Genomic DNA, 23,030 nt, shown 5'->3' with positions numbered 1-23,030 from the left:
TCGTGTATCAGTGTGTGATTGAGTCGGTTTCATCATCGGCGTAAGGGTCGGGGTGACCCAGTTCTGCCAGCAATTCCCGTTCCAGGCCTTCCATTTCCTCGGCTTCCTCATCCTCGATGTGGTCGTAGCCGAGCAGGTGCAGGCAGCCATGGATAACCAGGTGCGCCCAGTGCGCTTCGAGCGCCTTGCCCTGTTCGGCCGCTTCGCGCTCGACCACCGGTACGCAGATCACCAGGTCGCCCAGCAGGGGGATATCGAGCAGGTCATCGGGCACGTCGGCCGGGAACGACAGCACGTTGGTCGCGTAGTCCTTGTGCCGGTAGGTGTGGTTCAGCTCACGCCCCTCGGCTTCATCGACCAGGCGAATGGTCATTTCCGAATCGGCGCTGCGCTGGCGCAGGGCCAGTTCGCACCACCGGCGGAAGGCGGTGTCATCCGGGGCGGCGGCATCCGTGGCCCGTTGAATGTCGAGTTCAAGCATCTTTGCCAGGTGCCTCGGGCTTGGCCTGGCGGGCATCGAAGCGGTCGTAGGCTTCGACAATGCGCTGCACCAGTGGGTGACGAACCACATCCTTGGGCTGGAAGTGGGTGAAGCTGATCCCGGGAACGTCCTTCAGCACTTCGATGACGTGCGCCAGGCCCGACTTGGTGCCACGTGGCAGGTCGACCTGGGTGATGTCGCCGGTGATGACCGCCGTGGAGCCGAAGCCGATACGGGTCAGGAACATCTTCATCTGCTCAAGGGTGGTGTTCTGGCTTTCGTCGAGGATGATGAAGCTGTTGTTCAGGGTGCGGCCACGCATGTAGGCCAGCGGGGCGATCTCGATCACCTGGCGCTCGATCAGCTTGGCCACGTGTTCGAAGCCGAGCATTTCATACAGGGCGTCGTACAGCGGGCGCAGGTACGGGTCGATCTTCTGCGCCAGGTCGCCGGGCAGGAAGCCGAGCTTTTCGCCTGCCTCGACCGCCGGGCGTACCAGCAGGATCCGGCGCACCTGTTCGCGTTCCAGCGCGTCCACGGCGCAGGCCACGGCCAGGTAGGTCTTGCCGGTACCGGCCGGGCCGATGCCGAAGTTGATGTCGTTGGCCAGGATTTCCTTGACGTAGCGCTGCTGGTTGACACCGCGCGGGCGGATATTGCCCTTGCGCGTACGCAGCGACACGCTGACCTCGTTGACCGCCGGGTTGTCGATGTTCTCGACAGTCGACTCCTGCAGGTACAGGTGCACGGTTTCCGGCGACAGGTCGGTGGCCTTGGTCTCGCGATAGAGACGGCGCAGCAGTTGCTCGGCGGCAGAGGTGGTCTTGGGTTCGCCGATCAGTTCGAACTGATTGCCGCGGTTGCGGATTTCGATGGCCAGGCGCTGTTCGATCAGGCGCAAGTGCTCGTCGAACTGGCCGCACAGGTTGGCGAAACGGTGGGCCTCGAAAGGTTCGAGGATGAAACGATGGGGTTGTATGGGTGCGTTCAAGGTCGTTTTTAGCCGCTCGACGGCAATGAAGGTGAACTCAAGAATAACCCTTGAATGGCAGTGGCGAAAGCACTGAAACGTCCAACGGTATGTACGGCCTGTTCCGGCCTCTTCGCGGGCCCGCCCGCTCCCACAGGTACCGCACCGCTTCGAAGGTGGGTGCAATACCTGTGGGAGCGGGCTTGCCCGCGAAGGGGCCGGTACAGGTATGATGCCCGCCTTTTCTTACGCATGTGTTATCCCGACGAACATGAGCAAGCGCGAACCCGCCATCTATAAAGTGATCTTCCTCAACCAGGGGCAGGTCTTCGAGATGTATGCCAAGCAGATCTACCAGAGCGACCTGTGGGGCTTCCTGGAAATCGAGGAGTTCGTGTTCGGCGAGCGCTCGCAGCTGGTGGTGGACCCGAGCGAAGAAAAGCTCAAGAGCCAGTTCGACGGGGTGATCCGCAGTTTCGTGCCGCTGCATTCGATCGTGCGCATCGACGAGGTGGAGCGCCTGGGCACCGCCAAGATCAGCGAAGCCAAGGGTGGTGGCAACGTGATGCCGTTCCCCATGCCGATGCCGGAGAAGTAACCCTCAGGGGAGTGGCGAGAACGGCGTGCGCCCCTCGGCGTTCTGCAGTTCCAGCAGGTACTTGCGGAAGATCTGGCCGAGCACCTGGGTGGCATGCTCCAGCTCGTCGCGGGGCATTTTCTCGGTCACTTCGTCAGCCATGTCCAGCGCATCCTCGGCGCCGTTGACCGCAGCCATCTTCAGCAGGATGTAGGCCTGCACATTGTTGGCCTTGACCCCTTCGCCACGGTAGAACATGGCACCCAGGCGGTACTGGGCTTCGGCATGCCCTTGCAGCGAGGCCTTCTGCAACCAGTCCAGGGCTTTGTCGAGGTTTTTCGGGGTTTGCGAGTAGTAGTAGTCGCCAAGTTCGAATTGCGCCTGGGCATCCCCCGCCGTCGCCGTCTGTTCGCAGGCCTTCAGGGCGTTTGCCAGGTCTTCAGGCTGCACATTCAGGGTGCAGCGGCCCGTCGCCGGAATCAGCAACGAGTTACCGCCCTCTGCCAGGGCCAGCAGGGGCTGAAGAAGCAACAGGCAGCCCAGGGTCAGGGCGCGGCCGGTGCGGTTCATGGGGATCGACTTACCTCTGCAAAGCTGCGGCCAATGTCTCTGGTGGCACATTATGGGATAAGCAGCGCCAACCTTACAAAGTTTTACTCGAATTTCTGTTTGGTTGGGGAGTCGGCTGATTGTGCAGGGTTATTTATTTGCTGTATCGGCCTTTGCAGGTAGGCCCGCGGCCACAGGTATACGCATAACCTGTGGCAGCGGGTTTGCCCGCGAAGGGGCCGGCCTGGCTGGCAGTTACTTCAGCGCAGCAAAGGCCTTTTCTGCTGCATCCAGGGTGATCTGCAGCTCCTTGTCGCCATGGGCAATGGAGGTGAAGCCCGCCTCGAATGCGCTCGGCGCCAGGTACACGCCACCGTCGAGCATCAGGTGGAAGAAGCGCTTGAAGCGCTCGGCATCGCTGGCCATCACGTCGTCGAAGGTGACGATGTCGTCGGCGCCGCTGAAGTACAGGCCGAACATGCCACCGGCCTGGGTGGTGACGAACGGCACGCCAGCAGCATCGGCGCGCTGTTGCAGGCCGTCGAGCATGCGGCTGGTGTAGTCGGTGAGCTCGGCGTGGAAGCCCGGGCGGCTGATCAGCTTGAGGGTGGTCAGGCCAGCGGCCATGGCCAATGGGTTACCCGACAGGGTACCGGCCTGGTACACCGGGCCGAGCGGGGCGATGCAACCCATGATTTCGCGCTTGCCGCCAAAGCAGCCGACCGGCATGCCGCCGCCGACGATCTTGCCGAAGGTCGACAGGTCCGGAGTGATGCCGTAGTGGCCCTGGGCACCGCCCAGGGCAACACGGAAGCCGGTCATCACTTCGTCGAAGATCAGTACCACGCCGTGCTTGTCGCACTGCTCGCGCAGGCCTTCGAGGAAGCCGGGCGCCGGTGGCACGCAGTTCATGTTGCCGGCCACCGGCTCGACGATGATGCAGGCCACGGTCTGGCCAACTTCGGCCAGGGTCTTCTCGACGGCGGCGATGTCGTTGAACGGCAGGGTCAGGGTGTGCTTGGCGAAGTCCGCCGGCACGCCAGCCGAGCTTGGCACGCCCTGGGTCAGCAGGCCGGAGCCGGCCTTTACCAGCAGGCTGTCGGAGTGGCCGTGATAGCAGCCCTCGAACTTGATGATGGCGTCACGGCCGGTGTAGCCACGGGCCAGGCGGATGGCGCTCATGGTGGCTTCGGTGCCCGAGCTGACCATGCGCACCATTTCCATGGACGGCACCAGCGAGCAGACCAGGTCGGCCATTTCGGTTTCCATGGCGGTCGGCGCGCCGTAGGACAGGCCGTGCTGCAGCTGCTGGCGTACCGACTCCAGCACCTCTGGATGGCCGTGGCCGAGAATCATCGGGCCCCAGGAGCCAACGTAGTCGACGTAGCGCTTGTCGTCCTCGTCAACGACGTAGGCGCCTTCGGCATGCTTGAAGAACAGCGGCGTGCCGCCAACGCTCCGGAAAGCGCGGACCGGCGAGTTGACGCCACCGGGAATGTGCTTCTGGGCTTGGGCGAACAGGGCTTCGGAACGGGACATGGAAGGTTCTCTCGAATCAGGATGCGAACAAGGCATTGAAGGCGCGGGCGCGGCGGGTGACTTCCTGCGCGCTGTCGGCACCGAACAGGCCGTGGATCACCGCCAGCAGGTCGGCACCATGGGCGACCAGCGGGGCGGCGTTGTCGAGGGTGATGCCGCCGATCACCGCGATCGGCAGTTTCACCTGGGCGCGGGCCTGCTCCAGCAGTTCGATGCTGGCCGCGGGGGCGCCCGGCTTGGTGACCGAATTGAAGAAGCGGCCGAAGGCCACGTAGCTGGCACCTTCCTTGGCGGCCTGGGCGGCCAGGTCAAGGTTGGCGTGGCAGGTGGAGCCGATGATCGCCTGGCGGCCGAGCAAGGCGCGGGCTGGGGTCAACGGGCCGTCGGTCTGGCCCAGGTGCACGCCGACACCCAGGCGCGCGGCCAGTTCGGCGTCGTCGTTGATGATCAGCTGGGTGCCGTAGCGCTCGCAGAGCTTCATCAGCCCTTCGGCCTCGCGCAGGCGCCGGGCCGCGTCGTCGCTCTTGTCGCGGTACTGCAGCAGGCATACGCCGCCGTCCAGTGCCGCTTCGACATGCGAGAGGAAACGGCCGGCGAGCAGCTGGCTATCGGTGATGGCATACAGACCACGTAGCTTCATTGAAGGCCTCGTATCAGGAGCAGAAATCCAGCGGCAGACGGCGTGGTACGAACTGGCCCTTGCCCAGTTGCTCGGCGTCACGCAGGGTGCGCCAGGTGTAGTCCAGGGCGCTGCGCACGGCACTGTCCAGTTGCTCGCCCAGGGCCAGGCGCCCGGCCAGGGCACTGGCCAGGGTGCAGCCCGAGCCATGGTAGCTGCCCGGCAGGCGCTGGCAGGTCCAGGTGTGGCGCTGGCCGTCGCGGCTGTAAAGACGGTTGTGAATTTCGTCCTCGTCGCCGTGACCGCCGGTAATCAGCAGGTGTCTACAGAATGGCAGCAGTTTTTCCGCACACTCATCGGCGCTGCCTTCGGGCAGTTCGGCCAGGATGCGTGCTTCGGGCAGGTTCGGCGTGGCGATGGTGGCCAGGGGCAACAGGCGTTCGCGCAGGGCGTAGCCCACCTCGTCCTTGCCCAGGCGGCCACCACCACCGGCACGCAGCACCGGGTCGCACACCAGCGGCAGGTGCGGGTGCGCGGCCAGCAGCTCGGCGACGGTGTCGACCATCTCGATCGAGCCGAGCATGCCCAGCTTGACGGCGGCTACCGTGGAGTCGGCCAGCACGGCGTTGGCCTGCGCCAGCACCCACTCGCGGTCGAGCACGCGGAAGTCGGAAACGTTGACGGTATCCTGCACGGTCAGGGCGGTCACCGCGGGTGCGGCGTGACAGCCTTGGGCGAGCAGGGCTTCGATATCTGCCTGCAGGCCGGCGCCGCCACTGGGGTCGTGGCCGGAGAGACAGAGGACAACGGGGCGGGAGCTGTAGATATTCATGGTCGGCGAGCTTACCACCAATCCTGTTTGGGCGAATCGTCCAGCCAATGGGTTTTGTTGATCAAGCAGTCAGTTTTTTCTTTTGCTTAGTTCTGAAAGCATTGATTTAGAGCCTTTTCTTTGTGCAGGGATGTGGCCGATTGCCAGGTTGCAAAGCTATGCTAGAGTGCTCGGATAACTCGACAAACGGGTTCTGCCGGATCAGGTCGTCTCAAACGGATAGGAGGCAACCGCGACTCGACCGGACAGGCCATGCTGGGGCTGTATGCGCTATTTGCTGATTGTGCTTCTGGGGGTATTGCCCTTGCTGGCCGGAGCGGTCGATTTCGACGACGCCACCGGTCATCTTCCGCTGGGCAAGGCGATGCAGGTCTATGAAGACCCCGCTGGCAGCGCCAGCATCGCTCAGGTCACCGCCCCAGAGTTTGCCAAGCGCTTTCGCCCTCACCACGAAGAGGTGCTGAACGCCGGTTATTCCACCTCGGTATTCTGGCTCAAGGTCGAACTGCGCCCCCTGGCTGCACCTGGTGCAGCCGCCCGGCAATGGCTGCTGGAGCTGGCCTATCCGCCGTTGGACCACCTCGAGCTGTACCTGCCTGACGGCAGCGGCGGCTACCGCCTGGCCCGGCGCACCGGCGACGCCTTGCCCTACGACAGCCGGCAGATCCGGCAGAACAACTACTTGTTAGAGCTGCAGCTGCCGCCCGGCCAGGTGACCACCGTCTACCTGCGCCTGCACAGCCAGGGCTCGCTGCAGGCGCCGCTGGCGCTATGGTCCGCCGAGGCCTACCTGGAAGCGCAGCCTACGCGCCTGTACGTGCTGGGCATGATCTATGGCGTGCTGTTGGTGATGCTGGTGTACAACCTGTTCATCTACCTCAGCGTGCGCGACGTCAGCTACCTCTACTACATCCTCTATATCGCTTCGTTCGGCTTTTACCAGGTGTCGGTGAATGGCGCCGGCGTGGCTTACCTGTGGCCTGACAGCCCCTGGTGGGCTAATGCCTCGACGCCGCTGTTCATCGGTGCTGCTGGACTGTTCGGCTGCCAGTTCGCCCGGCACTTCCTGCAGTTGGCCAGCATCAGCCGTGGCTTCGACCGGCTGCTGCAAGCGCTGATGCTGGGGGGCGCGCTGGTCATGGTACTGGCCGTCGCCATGCCTTATGGCGTGGCCCTGCGCATGGCCACGGCGCTGGCACTGTTGTTCACCGTGAGCATCTTCAGCGCCGGGCTGTACGCCTGGTGGCATGGCTTGCGCGTGGCGCGCTGGTTCATCATTGCCTGGACGGCATTCCTGCTCGGCGGCCTGGCCAACACCCTGATGGTGTTGGGCTACCTGCCGAATGTGTTCATCACCATGTATGCCAGCCAGCTGGGTTCGGCGCTGGAGGTGGCCTTGCTGTCGCTGGCCCTGGCCGACCGCATCAACAACTTGCGCGAGCAGCAGGCGCAGACCTTGCGTGACGCCGGGCGGACGCTGGAGCAGTTGAACCTGCAGCTGGCCAGGAGCAACCGCCTGAAAGATGAGTTCCTGGCCAGCGTGACGCATGAGCTGCGCACGCCGATGAACGGTGTGATCGGCTCGCTCGAGCTGATGGACACCCTGCCAATGGAGGCCGAAATGGCCCAGTACCACCGCACTGCAGTGGGCTCGGCGCAGGGCATGATGGACATGGTCGATGCCCTGCTGACCCTGTCCGAACTGCAGGCCGGCCGCCTGCGCGCGCAGCCGGCGCCGTTCAGCCTGCGCTCGCTGCTGCACGGCTTGCGCGCCGGTTATGCCGGGCAGGCGTTGGGCAAAGGCCTCTACCTGAGCCTGGACATCCCGGCCGAGCTGCCGGACGGGTTGCTGGGCGATGGCCAGAAACTGGCCCGTTGCCTGGGTTGCCTGGTGGACAACGGCCTGAAGTTCACCCACCAGGGCGGCGTGCTGGTGCAGGTGCGCGGCCGCCGGGTAGGGCCGCACGACCTGGCGTTGACGTTCATTGTCAGCGACAGCGGCATTGGCTTCGATGACCTGGACCAGTCGACCTTGTATCAGCGCTTCTTCCAGGTCGATGGTTCGATGACCCGGCGTTATGGCGGGCTGGGGATTGGCTTGTCGATCTGTCGGCAAATGGGCGAGTTGCTGGGGGCGAGGTTGGCGCATGAGTCGACCCGGGGGTTGGGGAGCCGGTTCGAGTTGAGTTTGAACATGGCTGTGGCGCAGGTGCAATTGCCCTCGCATACGCTGCAGACGGGGAATTCGTTGTGAGCGCATGGCATCAGGTTGGGTCTGACAGGTGTTCGCCGTGACGGGGGGAGCGCCTGTGGGATCGAGTGTGTTATGGCGAGCCGGTCAACCTGCTGCATTCCCAAGACATGCCCCCCACACGTTTAGTCATTAATGTCACTTTGACTGGCCCACAGGGAGTGCTTCACTGGTGCTTCAAGCTACCCGGATCCAGGAGCCCCCGATGAACCTGCACCAGTACGCTGAAACCCACGAGGTCACCAACCAGCCACCGCCCCTCGACGGTGCCAACCTGTACCGCCTCGACCTGCCGCTACAGGAATGGTCACGGCGTTTCGGTGCCGGTTGGGCCGAGTCGCGGATCGATGCCTACGGTGCCCTGGCCGGCGGTCCGCTGATGCAGGCGGGTTTCCTGGCCAATGCGCACAAGCCGGAATTCAGCAGCCACGACCGTTACGGCCATCGCATCGACCTGGTCGAGTTCCATCCCGCCTACCACGAGCTGATGCGCACCGCCGTCGAGCACGGCCTGCCTTCATTGCCGTGGGCCGAGCCCCGCCCTGGCGCGCATGTGGCTCGGGCGTCGATGACCTACCTGCACAGCCAGGCCGAGGCCGGCAGCGGGTGCCCGCTGACCATGACCTTCGCCGCTGTCCCGGCGCTGCGCCTGCAGCCAGAACTGGCCGAGTACTGGCTGCCGAAAATCCTCGCCTGCGAATATGACCCGCGCAACGTCGGCGACCGCCACAAGGCTGGGGTCACCCTGGGCATGGCCATGACCGAGAAGCAAGGCGGCACCGATGTACGGGCCAACACCACCCGGGCCTATCCAGTCGGCGCGGCGGGCCCGGGCCAGGCCTATGAGCTGGTCGGGCACAAGTGGTTCTGTTCGGCGCCCATGTGCGATGCCTTCCTTACCCTGGCACAAACCGAAAAAGGCCTGAGCTGCTTCCTGCTACCGCGCCATCGCCCGGATGACAGCCGCAACCAGTTCTATATCCAGCGCTTGAAGAACAAGCTGGGCAACCACTCCAACGCCTCCAGCGAGGTGGAGTTCCGCGGTGCCCTGGCATGGATGGTCGGGGAGGAGGGGCGAGGGGTGCCGACCATCATCGAAATGGTGGCCATGACCCGCTTCGACTGCATGGTCGGTTCCAGCGCCCTGATGCGTCAGGCGTTGACCCAGGCGGCGCACCACTGCGCGCACCGCAAGGTTGGCGGGCGGTTGCTGAACGAGCAGCCATTGATGCAGAACGTGCTGGCTGACCTGGCCCTGGAAAGCGAGGCGGCATTGGCCTTGAGCCTGCGCATGGGGCAGGCGCTGGAACAGCCGGACGACCCGCAGCAGGCGCATTTCGCCCGCTTGGTCACGGCGGTGGGCAAGTACTGGATCTGCAAACGTGCGCCAGCCATGATCAACGAGGCCGCCGAGTGCCTGGGCGGTGCGGGTTATGTGGAGGACAGCATCCTGCCACGGCTGTACCGCGAGGCACCGGTCAACTCGACCTGGGAAGGCTCGGGCAACGTGCAGTGCCTGGATGTGCTGCGTGCGTTGTCCAAGGAACCGGGTGTGCTCGACGCGTTGTTCGCCGAATTGGGTGATGGGCACGGCGACCCGCGCCTGGCGGCGCATATCGGCAACCTCAAGGGGGCGTTTGCCGACACTGGCGACATGCAGTATCGCGCGCGGCAGCTGACCGAGGATATTGCCCTGGCGTTGCAGGCCAAGCTGCTGCTTGAGGCCGGGAATGCGCTGGTGAGTGATGCGTTCATCGACAGCCGGCTGACGGGTGGTGGCCGGGTTTACGGGGCCTTGCCGCGGGGTGTAGATGCGCAGGCGTTGGTGATGCGGGCCACGCCAGTCTGGAGCGACTGAGCTGGCGTGGCCCGCTGCAACAGGTCTTGCGCTGCCTCCAAACCATGCACGGAACTTGTAGGAGCGGCCTTGTGTCGCGATGGGCTGCGAAGCAGCCCCGGCAATTTGTGCACCGGCGCTGAACCCCGGGGCTGCTTTGCAGCCCATCGCGACACAAGGCCGCTCCTACAAGGAACAGCGCTGGCCTGCTGATTAACACCGATCAATGGGGGTGTATTTACCCACGAAGGCAGGCAAGATGGTTCACATGCATGTCCAGACAGGAAGCACAGTGTGAGCCAAGCGTTTGTAGTCGTTGATACTCCCGAACAGGCCGTCGACCGTCTGGCGGCCTTGCATGACCAGGCCACCGGGGCCCTCAGCCAGGCCCTCAAGCGTTACCTGAAGGACCGTACCGAGCCGGACGCCGAAGCGCGCGACCTGTTTCGCTACCCCGCGCTGCGCCTGACCTACTACAGCCACGGTGAAGTCGCCGCCACCACGCGCGCCTATGCCAAGGTGCAGGTGGCCGGCACCTACAGTGTCACCATCACCCAGCCAGCCGCATTCCGTGCCTATCTGCTCGAGCAGCTGCGCCCGCTGATGCACGATTACACGGTGACGGTAGAGGTCGGCGTCAGCGAGCAGAACATCCCTTACCCCTACGTGGTCGACCAGGGCGACGAGCTGGCCGGCAGCGGCATTACCGCCGCCCAGTTGGCGCGGGTGTTCCCCAGCACCGACCTGTCGGCGGCCACCGACAATATTGCCGACGGCCTGTACGACTGGGGCGGCGCCGAAACCCTGCCGCTGGCGTTGTTCGATGCCGCGCGAGTCGACTTCTCGCTGCGTCGCCTGGTGCACTACACCGGCAGCGACTGGCGCCACGTGCAGCCGTGGATCCTGCTGACCAACTACCACCGCTATGTCGACCAGTTCATCAGCCACGGGCTCGACCAACTGCGTGATGACCCGCGCTTCGTGCGTATGGTCCTACCGGGCAACGTGGTGATCGAAAAGGGCATGGACCACGGTGAAACCCAGGCCCTGGTGGCCAGTGTGGTGTGGCACCGCTACCAGATGCCGGCCTACCACCTGATCGCCGCCGACGGCGACGGCGTCACCCTGGTCAACATTGGCGTCGGCCCGTCCAATGCCAAGAACATCACCGACCACCTGGCCGTGCTGCGCCCGCACTGCTGGTTGATGATCGGCCACTGTGGCGGCCTGCGGCAGTCGCAGACCATCGGCGACTATGTGCTGGCACACGCCTACATGCGCCGTGACGGCATCCTCGACCGGGTGGTGCCGCCGAACATCCCGATCCCGGCGTTGGCCGAAGTGCAACTGGCCTTGCAGGAAGCCGCCGCGCAGGTCACCGGCGAGCGTGGCGAACAGCTGAAGAAGCGCTTGCGCACCGGCACCGTGCTGACCTACGACGACCGCAACTGGGAGCTGCGCTGGGCTCAGGAGCGGCCGCTGATCAACCTGTCGCGTGCCGTGGCGGTAGACATGGAAAGCGGCACCATTGCCGCCCAGGGTTACCGCTTGCGCGTGCCATACGGCACCTTGCTGTGTGTTTCCGACAAGCCGTTGCACAGCGAAATCAAGCTGCCGGGTTCGGCCAACGCGTTCTACAACCGGGCGGTCAGCCAGCACCTGAAGATCGGCATTGCCGCGCTCGACCTGCTGCGTACCGAGCTCAACTCGCTGCACTCGCGTAAACTGCGCAGTTTCGATGAGCCGCCGTTCCGCTGAGGCCCCATGTCACTGCCCCCCCGTTCCAAGCCGCGCCACCCCCAGGCGCGGCCTGCCACCGGCCCGCGTCGCCAGCCCAAGGCGCCCCCCGCCGAGCCACGCCTGATCCTGTTCAACAAGCCGTTCGACGTACTGACCCAGTTCAGCGACGGCGACGGGCGGGCGACGCTCAAGGACTATATCGACATCCCCGGCGTGTACCCGGCCGGGCGCCTGGACCGCGACAGCGAGGGCTTGTTGCTGCTGACCAACGACGGTGGCTTGCAGGCGCGCATCGCCGATCCGAAGCACAAGCTGGCGAAAACCTATTGGGTGCAGGTGGAAGGGCAGCCGAGCGAGGAGCAGTTGCAGTGCTTGCGCGATGGCGTGGCGCTGAACGACGGGCCGACCTTGCCGGCCGAGGCGCGGCGCCTGGAAGAGCCCGAGCTGTGGCCGCGCAACCCGCCGGTACGTTTTCGCAAGAGCGTGCCGACCAGCTGGCTGGAGCTGGTGATTCGCGAAGGACGTAACCGTCAGGTGCGGCGGATGACGGCGGCGGTGGGGTTGCCAACCTTGCGCCTGGTGCGGGTGCGGATCGGCGATTGGGCGCTGGATGGGCTGGAGCAGGGCTGCTGGCGTGAGGTGCCGGCGAAGTTGCAGCGCTAGCAGGGGGCCGCTTTGCGGCCCATCGCGACACAAGGCCGCTCCTACAGGTAGAGCGCAAGCTCAGCATCGTGCGATCCCTGTAGGAGCGGCCTTGTGTCGCGAAAGGAGCGCATAGCGCTCCCGGCTTTCTCCAGCCCTACACCCCTTCGAGAAATCCCACCACCACGCTCTTGATGATAAAGGCCAACACCCCCAGCCCCAGCACGAAGAACAGGATCAACGTACCAAACTTGCCTGCCTTGGACTTTTTCGCCAGGTCCCAGACGATAAAGCCCATGAAACCGATCAGCACGGTGACCAGGATGATCATCATCCACTCTTCAAATACGGCGGGATCCATCAGTGTTCTCCAGGCAGGCTGAGCAGCCGATTATACGCCGGCTGGCGAGAGCGTTCAGCGCAGGTGGGTCAATGGCAGCTCGGTGCTGGCCAGCACCTGGTTGAGCACGAAGCTCGAGCGCACGCTGGTGACGCCTTCGATACGGGTCAGGCTGCCCAGCAGCAGCTTCTGATAGTGGTCCATGTCCGGCACCACCACCTTCAGCTGGTAGTCGGCATCCATCCCGGTCACCAGGCTGCATTCGAGTACCTGGGGCAGGTTGCGGATGGCCGCCTCGAAGGTTTCGAAGCGCTCCGGGGTGTGGCGGTCCATGCCAATCAGCACGTAGGCGGTCAGGCTCAGGCCGAGCTTCTTGCGGTCGAGCAGGGCCACCTGGCGCGAGATGTAGCCATCATCCTCCAGTTGCTTGACCCGACGCGAGCATGGCGAAGGCGACAGGCCAATGCGTTCGGCCAGTTCCTGGTTGGAAATGCGCGCATCGCGCTGCAATTCGGCGAGGATGCTCAGGTCGTAGCGGTCAAGTTTGCTCATGGTTTATGCCTTTTCTGTTCCGATTGCGGCGAATTATCAATCCGGGGCGAAAAATTGCGCAAGTGCTATTTATCCGAGCAATCTTCGCAATCCGCTGCCGCACCCTGTCCGGTATCTTTATCCACAGAATCACTGCCCGGACATCAGTCCACGGCGACGTGCCCCAGGCGGGCGGTCGCGGCCAGCCATCCAACAGGATGTGCCAGGCCCCCGGGCTACACACCTTCCAGAAGACGGTGTGAGGTGAGCCGGCGCCACAAGTGCCGAGCACGGACGACAAATTTCTGAAGGGAGGCCCTGCGGCCTCCCTTTTTTCATGCCCGTGAAAATTCCTTGGCCCGTGTGTTAGGCGCGGTAGACTGCTTGCCAGCGCCGTTTTTTCTACCGAGAGGAATACCATGAAGTCGCGCATCTGGCAGTTGGCAGGTGTTGGTGTGTTGGGGGTGGGCATCAGCTTCGCGGTGATGGCCGAAGGGCCTGGCGAGGCGCCCGCTCGCGCACTCAACTCGCGCGACGAAGTGCAACAGACGCAGCCGCCACGCCAAGGCTACTACCAGGACATTCCGCGTCGCCATGGTGAACACCGCTACTGGCAAGCCGGCGGCCCGGGGCAACGGCCCGGCGGCGACTGGCAGGGGCGCCCGGATGGGCATGGCGATGGCTGGGGCCCAGGGCCGCAGTATCGCCCTGGGCACACCCTCGATCAGTTCCCGGACCGTTACTGGAAACTGCCCTACCGTGGCGATGACTATTTCTACTCCGGTGGCTACTGGTTCCGCCCGCACGCGGGCAGGTATGTCGTGGTTACCCCGCCCTACGGCATGCGTGTCGAATACCTGCCGCCCTATGCGCGGGAAGTCTGGTTGGGTGGGGCGCTGTTCTTCGTGGTGGCCGATACCTATTACCAGTACCTGGCCGACAGCCGCGAGTACGTGGTGGTCAACCCGCCTGAAACCGCGTCGCCCCCTGTGGGCGGTGGTTATGATGTGGTGGCTTACCCGATGCATGGGCAGGGGCAGGAGCAGCAGGACCTAGACCGTTACCAGTGCCACCGCTGGGCGGTCAGCCAGTCAGGGTTCGACCCGGCGACAGCGGCGTATGCGCCGCCGGCCAATGTGGCCGATAACTATCGGCGAGCGCTGGGGGCCTGCTTCAGTGGCCGAGGCTACAGCATCAACTGACGCGTGGCAGCGGGCTTGCCAGCGACAGGGCCCTGGCAGGTTCACACCGGGTCGGCATGCACCATTACATCGGCCTGCGGATAGCGCTGACGGATGACTTCCGAGGCCTTGACGCACAGGCCATGCGCTTCATCCAGCGGCAACATCCCCGGCAGTTCCAGGTGCAACTGCACGAACCACTGGTTGCCTGATACCCGCGTACGCAGGTCGTGCACGCCTTTCACGCCGGGTATGGCCAGTACCAGCGTGGCCATGTCCTCGCCGACATCGCCGGGCAGTTCCTTGTCCATCAGGATGGCCGTGCTCTCCCTGGCAATCTGCAGCGCGCTCCACAGGATGTAGGCAGCGATGCCCAGGCCGAACAGTGCGTCCAGCTGCGGCCAGCCAAAGCGTGCCAGCAGCAACGCCAGGAGGATGCTGCCATTGAGCAGCAGGTCCGAGCGGTAGTGCAGGGAGTCGGCGCGCACCGCCGTGGAGCCGGTCAGGCGGATGACCTTGTACTGCAAAGCCAGCAGGGCGAGCGTCAACACCAGCGACAGCACCATCACTGCGATGCCGATGTCGGTATCGCCCAACGGCTTCGGGCTATGCAGGCGCTCGGCCGCCTGCACCCCGATCAGCACTGCACTGACCCCGATGAACAACGCCTGTGCCATGCCGGCCAGGGCTTCGGCCTTGCCGTGGCCGTAACGGTGATCGTCGTCGGCCGGGCGCAGCGCATAGTGCACGGCGAGCAGGTTGAGGAACGAGGCAACGGCATCCAGTGCCGAGTCGGTCAGCCCGGCCAGCAGGCTGACCGAGCCGCTCAGCCACCAGGCCACGGCCTTGCTCAGGACCAGGATGCCGGCTACTGCCAATGAAGCGCGCGTGGCCAGGCGCAGCAGGCGCTGGTGTTCAGCCGGGGTGGTGGTCATCCTTGGGCAGTGTCCTTACGGTTCAGGCCGACGGTACCAGGTCCAGGGTGGCAAGTTGTTCGATGCTGCCGCGATGCTGGATCAGCCGTGGGTCGTTCAACGGCAGGCGTTGGCCCAGTTCGCTCTCGAGGATGGCTTGTAGCTTCAGGTTGTCGACCTTGCCATCGGGGCTGACCGCCTCGCGCAGCTTGACCGGATCGACCTGGGCGCTGCGCCCGCCTGAGTAGTAGATGGCGCCCGTGGCGAAGTCGATGCCGAAGGCGATCAGCCCCGGAATCACATAGAACAGGATGCCGATGGCATCCATTGCAGCAACCACAGGGTCGATCTTGCCGCCGATCTGGCCGCGACGTTCCGGGTAGAGAATGGTGCCGCAGGCAGTCAGTTGGGCCAGCAGGGTGACGATGAGGGCGCTACCGATGACGCGGGTTGGGATGCGCATGTGAATCTCCGAAAAGGTGTTCAGCAGGGCAAGCGAAGCGCCTGCACCTGAAGCTAAGACCATGATAGAGCAGGCTGGGTTCGCCGTTATACTCGCGGGATTGTTCGAGGACCACCATGATTTCATTACCGATCGATGTTGTCTTGCCCGCCTTGCGCGAAGCCCTGCAAAACCGTGACGAAGCGGTGCTCGAGGCGCCGCCCGGCGCCGGCAAGACCACCCGCGTACCGCTGGCGCTGCTCAGCGAGCCCTGGCTGGCCGGGCAGAGCATTCTGATGCTCGAGCCACGGCGCCTGGCGGCCCGGGCTGCAGCCGAGCGCCTGGCCAGCGAGCTGGGCGAAAAGGTCGGCGAAACGGTGGGCTACCGCATTCGGCTGGACAGCAAGGTTGGGCCGAACACGCGCATCGAAGTGGTGACCGAAGGCATCCTCACCCGCCGCCTGCAGGCCGACCCGGCGCTGGAGGGGGTGGGACTGCTGATCTTCGACGAGTTCCACGAGCGCAGCCTTGACGCCGACCTGGCCCTGGCGCTGAGCCTCAATGGCCGCGAGTTGCTACGAGACGACCCGCCACTGAAGATCCTGCTGATGTCTGCGACCCTGGAGGGGGAGCGCCTGTCCCGGCTGCTGGGCGATGCCCCGGTGGTCAGCAGCCAAGGCCGCATGCACCCCGTGGATATCCGCTGGGGGCGCCCCTTCCAGCCGGGCGAGTTCATTGAGCCACGGGTAGTGGACAGTGTATTGCAGGCGTTGGCCGAGCAAGCCGGTAGTGTGCTGGTGTTCCTGCCAGGCCAGGCCGAGATACGCCGGGTGCACCAGAGCCTGCTGGAAGCGCTGGGTGAACGGCCCGAAATCCTGCTGTGCCCGCTGCATGGCGAACTCGACCTCGATGCCCAGCGCGCGGCCATCGACCCGGCGCCCAACGGCCGGCGCAAGGTGGTGCTGGCCACCAATATCGCCGAGACCAGCCTGACCATCGACGGTGTGCGGGTGGTGATCGATGCCGGCTTGGCACGGGTACCGCGCTTCGATCCCGGCAGCGGCATGACCCGCCTGGACACCCAGCGCATCTCGCGCGCCAGCGCCACCCAGCGCGCCGGGCGTGCTGGCCGCCTGGAGCCCGGCGTGTGCTACCGATTGTGGTCCGAGGCTCAGCATGAGCAACTGGCCGCCCATGGCACTGCCGAAATCCTGCAGGCCGACCTGGCCGGCCTGGCCTTGCAACTGGCACGCTGGGGCGTGACGCCCGAGCAGTTGCGTTGGCTCGACCAGCCACCGGCTGCCGCGTTCGCCCAGGCCCAGGACCTGCTGGCACGGCTCAACGCCTACAAACCCGGCAGCCGCGACAGCCTCAGCGAACATGGCCAGGCCATGGCCGAGCTGCCGGCACACCCCCGTATCGCGCATTTGCTGCTGCGCGGTCAGGACCTGGGGTTGGCACAGATGGCCTGCGACGTCGCTGCGCTACTGGGCGAGCGGGATATTCAGCGGGGCGGCGGTGCCGACCTGCATGGTCGGTTGGCGCTGGTCAGTGGCGAGAGCAAGGCCGCCCGTGGCAGCCAGGGCGGCGTGCAGCGGGCCCGCCAGCTGGCGCGTCAGTACCGTGGTTTGCTGCGCGGTAAGCCGCGAACGCCGGTTGCCGACCCGGACCATCCGCGGTGGCTGGGTGCCTTGCTGGCGCTGGCCTACCCTGACCGCGTCGCTCAGCAACGTCGCGAGGGCGGCGCGGAGTACCGGCTGGCCAATGGTCGTGCGGCGCTGTTTGCCGAGGTCGATGCGTTGATGAAGTGCCCCTGGTTGGTGGTCGCCGACCTGGGCAGCCGCCAGGGCCAGCGTGAAGAACGTATCTACCTTGCGGCGGAATTCGACCCGGCACTGCTCGATGGCGTACTCGCCGAGCAGGTGGAGCGGGTTGATCTGCTCGACTGGGATGAGCGCGAGCAGGTGTTGCGTGCCGAGCGACAAGTCAAGGTTGGCGAGCTGATCCTCAGCCGCCAACCGTTGCCCGGCCTGGACGACGAGGCGCGGGCCCGGGCGCTGCTGGGGCTGGTCCGGCGCAAGGGTCTGAACCTCTTGAGCTGGACCCCAGAGCTGCGCCAATGGCAGGCACGTGTAGCGTTGTTGCGCCAGCTCGACCTGGCCAAGGAGGGCCACAGCGAATGGCCCGACCTCAGCGACGAGGCCCTGCTCGCCAGCCTGGAAGACTGGTTGCAGCCGTACCTGGGCAAAGTCTCGCGCCTCAGCCATTTCACCGCGCTGGACCTGCCGTCGATGCTGCGCAACCTGTTGCCCTGGCCGTTGCCGCAGCGCCTGGAAGAACAGGCCCCCGCGCACCTGGCAGTGCCGTCCGGGTCGAATATCCGCCTGGATTACAGCGAAAACCCGCCGATCCTCGCGGTGCGCCTGCAGGAGCTGTTCGGCCTGGCCGACACGCCACGCATCGCCAATGGCCGCCTGCAGGTCAAGCTGCACCTGTTGTCACCGGCACGCAGGCCGGTGCAGGTGACCCAGGACCTGGCCAGCTTCTGGCGTACGACCTATGCCGAAGTGAAGAAAGACCTGAAAGGACGCTACCCGAAGCATTACTGGCCGGATGACCCGTTGGTGGCCGAAGCTACCGCACGGGCGAAGCCGCGCGGCACCTGAAGCGAGCGGAGAATTCAGTTTGGCAGGCTACGTTCGATCAAAAACTCGTGTAGCTGCCCTTCGCCTACGGTGAGGTAGGCCCTATGGTCGCAAGCAAACGTTTCCGTGGCCTTGGCCTTCACCTGGTGTCCCAAATGGTCGCGCCAGCGGCATCGAATAAACCGTTCTGTGATTTCCAAGGGCTCGAGCTTGAAGTAGTCGCCTTGTGTTACTGGCAGGTAAAGGCCCAAGTAACCGTTGTCGCTGATCATCAACTGTCGTTTCACGGCGTAATGGGTGCTGAAGATATGATGATGCAGTCGGTCTTTGGTTCTGGAGTGGAACCTGAAGTTGAACCTTGTCGCTTTATCGCCCCCTGACTCCAACCAATCGTTGGCGATCAGGCTTGCTACGGGGATATCGGTTGCCTTGCTGAGATGGATCGGGATCTTGCGATCCCCATGAATCATGTAGATACGGCCATGAAAACTGTGTTCCGGCCAGGAAGTGTCACTGGAAGTATTTTCCATCGGAGTGCTCCACCCGTGAGGTTCAGGTTGACGGTTTCAGCAGGAAGGTCAGATTTGACCTTCGTTGATGCGCTCCTGTGCAGGCATTCAAGGTTCATCACCTTATTGCCAAGGCTGGCCACTACGCAGAACGAAGTCTTTCCTTCATGCCCTGACCGCGAGCTTCGCCTTCCAGCAACATGAACCGGCGGTACAACACCACAGTGCTGAACAGTCGTAAGAAGCCGCTGAGGCTGTCCATGGCCGGATGACCCATTGGTGGCCGAGGCGACGGCACGTGCCAAACCCCGAGGAACATGGGGGAACTGTGGCACTCGAGGCGGCGGGGCGCGCTGCATGGCGCGGGTTATGTGGCGTTCGGAGGGATATCCGGCATGTGAGGCTACCGAGTGGGAACCCTTTCGTGCTGCTGTTGGGCCGCAGCAATGAAAAGAATGGAGTGAGGCGGCGTCAGCTGCCTTTCTTCCCATTCACAAATTGGGGCTCTACATGATGAATCTCAGCGATATCTCCACCGATGATCCGATGTCCTTCGGTACACTGAAAATCTTCGATTGCACCATTCATGCGCTTCACCAGGGAGCCGCCCATCCGATAGTGCTCAGCACAGAGGAAGACTACGCCGAATCCATCGTCCCGGGGCGTTGGGACTGGCTGATCAAAGGCGACCCCCGCCAAGCGTATGACGACGGTCGCCGCATCTTCAAATTCAATTTCCGCTCAAAAACCAGTGATCGGTTGCACTACCTGATTGGTGGTACTTCAAGCCGCAAAGGGCGCCGGCTGGCCTGTAGCCATAAAGGCTATGTCGGTATGTATGTCGCTGCTGATGCGATCAATTTCTTCAAGCTCCAACCCCTTGCGTGGGATGGACGACAGCTTCGTTGCCGGTGGCGAGACCACCTTGGGCAGACTGTGGAAATAGGCGACAACCCGAGCGATGGTAGAAGTTTCGATCGACGAGGTGGTTATCTCGACCACCTGAACGTCAATATTACTGGGACTACCGAGTTCCTGATAACACCGATCAGGTAAGCCTGCTGCCTGTCAGCGCTCAGGTGGGGATTCCAGCAGCATGAACAGCCGATACAGCACTACCGTGCTGAACAGTTGCAGGAAGCCGCTGAGGCTGTCCATGGCCAGTTCCAGGCCGGGCGATGGCTCGGGGAACGCCATCAACAGCAGCCCATCGATCAGCCAGATCGGTGCCAGTACCCCCAGCACGCAAACCATGATGCGCAGGAAGTGTCCGGTAGTCATGCTTGCGCTGTCACGCATCGACTGCACCACCGGCCGGCCGCGCAGCACCAGCAGGTACTCGGCGAACACCAGGTTGATCATGATCCACACGCCCGGGAAGACGAACAGCGCCAAGCCGGCCATGATCAGCAGCGAGCTGATCAGGATCAGCAGGGCCAGTTGCGGCCACAGTTGCACGGCGCGGGCGAACAGGTTGCGCTTGGCGATGTCCTGGCCGTTGCTGCGGGTGTCCAGGTACAGGATCAGTGCGGCGCTGTACAGCGGGTAGAACAGCAGGCTGACCAGCATGCCGTAGGCTGGCGATGCCTGCTCGCCCAGCTGGCGGTACAGCAGTTGGGTGAACAGGGCCTCCAGCACCACCAGGGGCAGGCACAACTGGAGAATGCTCGGCAGGTGGCGGCGGAAGAAGTACAAGGAGTCGCGCAGGACGCTCAGCGGATTCATCAGTCAACATCGCATGGCAGTAAAAACAGGGGCCTAACTTTAGCCCAAAGCAGCCCAGGGGCCGTCATTTGCTGAAAAAAGTTTCACGGCGCCGGTGATTGAATCCCACGCCTGTACGCCCCATCTTTGACGCTGTCCGTTGTCCCGCTACCCCATGAGGTTGCCCCATGAATACCGAAGAACAAACCCTGATCGACGGCCTGTTCAGCCGCATCAAGCAAGCCGAGGACCCGAGCCAGCCACGTGATGCACAGGCTCAGGCTCGGATCGAGGAGCATGTGCGCCAGCAACCGGCGGCACCTTACTACATGGCCCAGGCGATCCTGGTCCAGGAGGCTGCGATCAAGCGCCTCGACGAGCAGAACAAGCAACTGGAAGCCGAACTGAAGCAGGCGCGTGCCCAGGCTGAGGCCGCACGTGCCAGCAGTGCGCCAAGCAGTGGCGGCGGTGGTTTCCTTTCCAGCATCTTCGGTTCGGGTGGCCGCAGTGCGGCTTCGGCAATGCAACCGCAACCCGCTGTTGCCGCCCCGGCGCCATCGACTGGCGGCTGGCGCGAACCGGCGGCGCCTGGCTATTCCCAGCCGCAAATGCAGCAGCCCGGTTTTACCACCGCGCCGGCGCGCAGTGGTGCCAGCAGTTTCCTGGGTGGGGCGATGCAGACTGCGGCCGGCGTGGCCGGCGGTGTCTTGCTGGCGCAGGGCATCAGCAGCCTGTTCCACCATGATGCGCAGCCGCAGGAGGTTGTCGAAGTGATCAAGGAAGAGCCGGCGCCCGCCAGTGACAGCGGTGGCTGGAACGATACGGGCGCACAGCAGCACGTTGCCGACAATGGTGGTTGGGGCAGTGACCAGGGTGGTTATGCCGACAGCGATTATGGCAGCGATGATGGCGGGTTCTTCTCGGACGACGATTCGTACGTCTGACAGGTCTGGCATACTGCTGGCAATTTTGAGGGCGCTGTGCGCCCCTTCGCGGGCACGCCCGCTCCCACAAGTATCGCGTGAATAACTGTGGGAGCGGGCGTGCCCGCGAAGGGCTGCAAGGCAGCCCCCAGCAATCCCGGCCTGACAAGAGATGCCCAGGTGAAAAAGATCGCGTTGTTCGCCGATGTGCAGAACCTCTACTACACCGTGCGCCAGGCCTACGGTTGCCATTTCAACTACACCGCGTTGTGGAACGCTGTCAGCCGCGAAGGCCAGATCATCGAAGCCGTGGCTTATGCCATCGACCGTGGCGACAGCAAGCAGCAACAGTTCCAGCAGATCTTGCGTAACCTCGGTTTCGACGTGCGGCTCAAGCCCTTCATCCAGCGCAGCGACGGCTCGGCCAAAGGTGACTGGGATGTCGGCATTACCCTGGACGTGATGGATGCCGCCAGCCGTGTCGACCAGGTGGTGCTGGCCTCCGGCGACGGTGATTTCGACCTCCTGCTGGAGCGGGTGATCCAGCGCCATGGCACCGAGGCGGTGGTGTATGGTGTGCCCGGGCTCACGGCACTGTCGCTGATCCGTGCCGCCACCCGTTATGTGCCCATCGAGGGTGCGCTGTTGCTCAAACACTGAGGCCCTTGCATGGAACGTATCGCTGTCATCGACTTTGAAACCACCGGCATCAGCCCCGGCGCCGGCTGCCGCGCCACCGAGGTGGCGGTGGTGATGCTGGAGCGCGGACGCATCGTCGAGCGCTACCAGAGCCTGATGAACGCAGGTGTTCCAGTGCCCGCTTTCGTTGCCGGGCTGACCGGCATCACCACCGCCATGCTGCGCAGTGCGCCGCCGGTAGACCAGGTGATGAACGAAGTCGCCGAGTTCGTGGGCAGTACGCCGTTGCTGGCGCACAACGCTGCGTTCGACCAGAAGTTCTGGGACTATGAGCTGAGCCGCATCGGCCGTAGCCGTAGCCAGGCCTTTGCCTGTTCCCTGTTGTTGTCCCGGCGTTTGCTGCCGGCGGCACCGAACCACAAGCTGGGTACCTTGACCCGCTGGGCCGGGCTGCCGAATACGGGGACCGCGCACCGGGCCATGGCCGATGCCGAAATGGCCGCCAACCTGTTGCAGCACCTGGCCGGCGTGCTGCGCCAGAGCCATGGTGTGCAGCAACTGTCCCACGAGCTGCTCTGTCGCCTGCAGAAAACCCCTGCGGCGAAGGTTCGCGAAACCCTGGCCAGGTACAATTAGGGCTTCTTTTCCAGCTGCGCCAGTGGCACTCGTCGCTCCACGGCGCTGGAAAGAATGATCGAAGTTTTGCTGAAGCCGAACTGCGCGACCCGGTTGATCAGCTCTTCCAGCTCGGGCATCGAGCCCACCGCGGCCTGCATGATCACGCAGGGGTCACCGGTGACCCGGTGGCATTCGGTCAGCTGGGGGATCTGCGTCAATGCTTCATAGGCCTGCTGGTTACCGTGGCTGGCCAGGCGTAGCTCGATCACGCACTGGATCGGCAGGCCGATCTTGCTCATGTCGACCTTGGCTTGGTAGCCGGTGATGACCCCGCTGGCCTCCAGCTTGGCCACCCGTTCGGCCACCGCTGGCGCCGACAGGTTCACCTGGCGCGCCAGTTGCGCGAAGGTGGCACGGCCATTGTCGAGCAGGGCGGCGAGCAGCATGCGGTCGTATTTGTCCATGGGTTGTTCCTGCCTGGTTTCGATTCGCTGGAAAAGTGCCCGAATTACCATGTAATAAAAAGTGTTCTGGCGATTTAAAGCGG

Annotated in this window: 24 protein-coding genes; 11 read left to right on the top strand and 13 right to left on the bottom strand. The window is 64.0% G+C overall.

Annotation, left to right across the window (positions count from 1 at the left end; genetic code table 11):
* Nucleotides 1-7: 7 nt before the first annotated feature.
* Both ybeY and HU763_RS21410 read right to left on the bottom strand, forming a co-directional pair.
* Nucleotides 8-481, bottom strand: a complete 474-nt coding sequence (gene ybeY, locus HU763_RS21415) for an rRNA maturation RNase YbeY (protein WP_170032859.1) — start codon at nucleotides 479-481, stop codon at nucleotides 8-10.
* Nucleotides 474-1,472, bottom strand: a complete 999-nt coding sequence (locus HU763_RS21410; protein WP_170032858.1) for a PhoH family protein — start codon at nucleotides 1,470-1,472, stop codon at nucleotides 474-476. The genes ybeY and HU763_RS21410 overlap by 8 nt, the downstream gene beginning before the upstream one ends.
* Before the next feature lie 250 nt (nucleotides 1,473-1,722).
* On the opposite strand from HU763_RS21410, the gene HU763_RS21405 reads away from it, so the two are divergent.
* The gene (locus tag HU763_RS21405; RefSeq protein WP_170032856.1) at nucleotides 1,723-2,049 is read left to right on the top strand and encodes a DUF1820 family protein; all 327 of its coding nucleotides are present in this window, start codon (nucleotides 1,723-1,725) and stop codon (nucleotides 2,047-2,049) included.
* A 3-nt stretch (nucleotides 2,050-2,052) separates the two neighbouring features.
* Here the strand turns inward: HU763_RS21405 and HU763_RS21400 are convergent, their stop codons facing one another.
* The 4 genes from HU763_RS21400 to HU763_RS21385 all read right to left on the bottom strand — a co-directional run bounded on the left by HU763_RS21400 (nucleotide 2,053) and on the right by HU763_RS21385 (nucleotide 5,567).
* Nucleotides 2,053-2,598, bottom strand: a complete 546-nt coding sequence (locus HU763_RS21400) for a tetratricopeptide repeat protein (protein ID WP_186686599.1) — start codon at nucleotides 2,596-2,598, stop codon at nucleotides 2,053-2,055.
* 234 nt (nucleotides 2,599-2,832) lie between these two features.
* Complete coding sequence (gene hemL, locus HU763_RS21395) at nucleotides 2,833-4,116, bottom strand: glutamate-1-semialdehyde 2,1-aminomutase (RefSeq protein ID WP_170032852.1); 1,284 nt, start codon at nucleotides 4,114-4,116, stop codon at nucleotides 2,833-2,835.
* Between the two features lie 16 nt (nucleotides 4,117-4,132).
* Entirely contained in the window at nucleotides 4,133-4,756 is a 624-nt protein-coding gene (thiE, locus tag HU763_RS21390) for a thiamine phosphate synthase (protein ID WP_170032850.1), read from the bottom strand.
* Nucleotides 4,757-4,769: 13 nt separating this feature from the next.
* A complete protein-coding gene (locus HU763_RS21385) occupies nucleotides 4,770-5,567 on the bottom strand; it encodes a hydroxymethylpyrimidine/phosphomethylpyrimidine kinase (protein ID WP_186686602.1) in 798 nt (265 codons plus the stop codon).
* 265 nt (nucleotides 5,568-5,832) lie between these two features.
* Here HU763_RS21385 and HU763_RS21380 point away from each other — a divergent pair, with 265 nt between their 5' ends.
* The 4 genes from HU763_RS21380 to HU763_RS21365 all read left to right on the top strand — a co-directional run bounded on the left by HU763_RS21380 (nucleotide 5,833) and on the right by HU763_RS21365 (nucleotide 12,058).
* Nucleotides 5,833-7,821 carry a sensor histidine kinase gene (locus HU763_RS21380; protein WP_186686605.1) on the top strand — a complete coding sequence of 663 codons (1,989 nt, stop codon included), beginning with the start codon at nucleotides 5,833-5,835 and terminating at the stop codon, nucleotides 7,819-7,821.
* 202 nt (nucleotides 7,822-8,023) lie between these two features.
* Nucleotides 8,024-9,676: an acyl-CoA dehydrogenase family protein gene (locus tag HU763_RS21375; protein ID WP_186686608.1), complete on the top strand. Its 1,653-nt coding sequence runs from the start codon at nucleotides 8,024-8,026 to the stop codon at nucleotides 9,674-9,676.
* A 273-nt stretch (nucleotides 9,677-9,949) separates the two neighbouring features.
* Entirely contained in the window at nucleotides 9,950-11,413 is a 1,464-nt protein-coding gene (gene amn, locus HU763_RS21370) for an AMP nucleosidase (RefSeq protein ID WP_170032837.1), read from the top strand.
* Between the two features lie 6 nt (nucleotides 11,414-11,419).
* Nucleotides 11,420-12,058, top strand: a complete 639-nt coding sequence (locus tag HU763_RS21365; RefSeq protein ID WP_225931902.1) for a pseudouridine synthase — start codon at nucleotides 11,420-11,422, stop codon at nucleotides 12,056-12,058.
* A gap of 136 nt (nucleotides 12,059-12,194) precedes the next feature.
* On the opposite strand, the gene HU763_RS21360 is transcribed toward HU763_RS21365, so the two are convergent.
* Together HU763_RS21360 and HU763_RS21355 are read right to left on the bottom strand one after the other, a co-directional pair.
* Complete coding sequence (locus HU763_RS21360) at nucleotides 12,195-12,398, bottom strand: DUF2788 domain-containing protein (RefSeq protein WP_003249787.1); 204 nt, start codon at nucleotides 12,396-12,398, stop codon at nucleotides 12,195-12,197.
* 54 nt (nucleotides 12,399-12,452) lie between these two features.
* Nucleotides 12,453-12,929: an Lrp/AsnC family transcriptional regulator gene (locus HU763_RS21355; protein WP_003249795.1), complete on the bottom strand. Its 477-nt coding sequence runs from the start codon at nucleotides 12,927-12,929 to the stop codon at nucleotides 12,453-12,455.
* Nucleotides 12,930-13,327: 398 nt separating this feature from the next.
* Here HU763_RS21355 and HU763_RS21350 point away from each other — a divergent pair, with 398 nt between their 5' ends.
* On the top strand, nucleotides 13,328-14,110 hold the full coding sequence (locus HU763_RS21350; protein ID WP_186686611.1) for a DUF6515 family protein: 783 nt from the start codon (nucleotides 13,328-13,330) through the stop codon (nucleotides 14,108-14,110).
* 41 nt (nucleotides 14,111-14,151) lie between these two features.
* On the opposite strand, the gene HU763_RS21345 is transcribed toward HU763_RS21350, so the two are convergent.
* Both HU763_RS21345 and HU763_RS21340 read right to left on the bottom strand, forming a co-directional pair.
* The gene (locus HU763_RS21345; protein ID WP_170032833.1) at nucleotides 14,152-15,024 is read right to left on the bottom strand and encodes a cation diffusion facilitator family transporter; all 873 of its coding nucleotides are present in this window, start codon (nucleotides 15,022-15,024) and stop codon (nucleotides 14,152-14,154) included.
* Nucleotides 15,025-15,046: 22 nt separating this feature from the next.
* The gene (locus HU763_RS21340; RefSeq protein ID WP_170032831.1) at nucleotides 15,047-15,466 is read right to left on the bottom strand and encodes a polyribonucleotide nucleotidyltransferase; all 420 of its coding nucleotides are present in this window, start codon (nucleotides 15,464-15,466) and stop codon (nucleotides 15,047-15,049) included.
* 116 nt (nucleotides 15,467-15,582) lie between these two features.
* Here HU763_RS21340 and hrpB point away from each other — a divergent pair, with 116 nt between their 5' ends.
* Nucleotides 15,583-18,111, top strand: a complete 2,529-nt coding sequence (hrpB, locus tag HU763_RS21335; protein WP_186686613.1) for an ATP-dependent helicase HrpB — start codon at nucleotides 15,583-15,585, stop codon at nucleotides 18,109-18,111.
* A gap of 14 nt (nucleotides 18,112-18,125) precedes the next feature.
* Here the strand turns inward: hrpB and HU763_RS21330 are convergent, their stop codons facing one another.
* On the bottom strand, nucleotides 18,126-18,620 hold the full coding sequence (locus HU763_RS21330) for a hypothetical protein (protein ID WP_186686615.1): 495 nt from the start codon (nucleotides 18,618-18,620) through the stop codon (nucleotides 18,126-18,128).
* Between the two features lie 489 nt (nucleotides 18,621-19,109).
* Here HU763_RS21330 and HU763_RS21325 point away from each other — a divergent pair, with 489 nt between their 5' ends.
* A complete protein-coding gene (locus HU763_RS21325; RefSeq protein WP_186686617.1) occupies nucleotides 19,110-19,655 on the top strand; it encodes a hypothetical protein in 546 nt (181 codons plus the stop codon).
* A 12-nt stretch (nucleotides 19,656-19,667) separates the two neighbouring features.
* Here HU763_RS21325 and HU763_RS21320 read toward each other — a convergent pair whose 3' ends face one another.
* On the bottom strand, nucleotides 19,668-20,324 hold the full coding sequence (locus HU763_RS21320; protein WP_186686619.1) for a YciC family protein: 657 nt from the start codon (nucleotides 20,322-20,324) through the stop codon (nucleotides 19,668-19,670).
* A 167-nt stretch (nucleotides 20,325-20,491) separates the two neighbouring features.
* Here HU763_RS21320 and HU763_RS21315 point away from each other — a divergent pair, with 167 nt between their 5' ends.
* The 3 genes from HU763_RS21315 to HU763_RS21305 all read left to right on the top strand — a co-directional run bounded on the left by HU763_RS21315 (nucleotide 20,492) and on the right by HU763_RS21305 (nucleotide 22,501).
* On the top strand, nucleotides 20,492-21,247 hold the full coding sequence (locus tag HU763_RS21315; protein WP_186686621.1) for a DUF2076 domain-containing protein: 756 nt from the start codon (nucleotides 20,492-20,494) through the stop codon (nucleotides 21,245-21,247).
* 159 nt (nucleotides 21,248-21,406) lie between these two features.
* On the top strand, nucleotides 21,407-21,886 hold the full coding sequence (locus tag HU763_RS21310; protein ID WP_186686623.1) for a LabA-like NYN domain-containing protein: 480 nt from the start codon (nucleotides 21,407-21,409) through the stop codon (nucleotides 21,884-21,886).
* A 9-nt stretch (nucleotides 21,887-21,895) separates the two neighbouring features.
* A complete protein-coding gene (locus HU763_RS21305) occupies nucleotides 21,896-22,501 on the top strand; it encodes a 3'-5' exonuclease (protein ID WP_186686626.1) in 606 nt (201 codons plus the stop codon).
* On the opposite strand, the gene HU763_RS21300 is transcribed toward HU763_RS21305, so the two are convergent.
* Entirely contained in the window at nucleotides 22,498-22,947 is a 450-nt protein-coding gene (locus HU763_RS21300; RefSeq protein WP_015271918.1) for an Lrp/AsnC family transcriptional regulator, read from the bottom strand. The two genes, HU763_RS21305 and HU763_RS21300, sit on opposite strands and share 4 nt — an antisense overlap.
* Nucleotides 22,948-23,030: the final 83 nt, after the last annotated feature.

This window comes from Pseudomonas anuradhapurensis (assembly GCF_014269225.2).
In the GTDB taxonomy this organism is placed as follows: domain Bacteria; phylum Pseudomonadota; class Gammaproteobacteria; order Pseudomonadales; family Pseudomonadaceae; genus Aquipseudomonas; species Aquipseudomonas anuradhapurensis.
Note: the sequence above shows the minus strand (reverse complement) of the source record. Positions and strands in the feature narration are given on the sequence as shown.